The sequence below is a fragment of the Dysgonomonas mossii genome, from assembly GCF_004569505.1.
Classification (GTDB): Bacteria; Bacteroidota; Bacteroidia; order Bacteroidales; family Dysgonomonadaceae; genus Dysgonomonas.
In genome coordinates this window covers 1-403 of the sequence record NZ_SPPK01000111.1, presented here as the reverse complement: position 1 = coordinate 403, position 403 = coordinate 1, and the positions used below count along the sequence as shown (strand labels likewise).

Genomic DNA, 403 nt, shown 5'->3' with positions numbered 1-403 from the left:
GTATTTGGTGGTATGACGATTTGGGGCATTTATACTGCCGGCGGATTCGGTAATATTGTTAATTATGAATTATCGTCAAACAGTGGATTATTATATCCTTCATTGTTGGCATTCTTCCTCATATTTAACTCATTACTTGGCGTTTGGGCTGGACCCGGATCAAGTGTGGCAGACTTTACACAAAATGCTAAATCTACAAAATCACAAATTATCGGACAAACAGCAGGTATTTTTGTAGCTCAAACATTATTTGCTGTAGCGAGTGTTTCGATTATCATAGGTGGTTCAATTTATATTGGACATCAAGAATGGAACATTTTAACGATTATCAATCAATGGGATAACTTCTGGGCTGTGTTGGTTGCATTAGGCGTATTATTATTAACAACGATTTCAACTAATG

General features: G+C 36.2%; 1 protein-coding gene. It reads left to right on the top strand.

Features of this window, described 5'->3' with window-relative positions; genetic code table 11:
- On the top strand, nt 1-403 hold a 403-nt coding region (locus E4T88_RS17670; protein ID WP_185146766.1), incomplete at both ends, for a cytosine permease.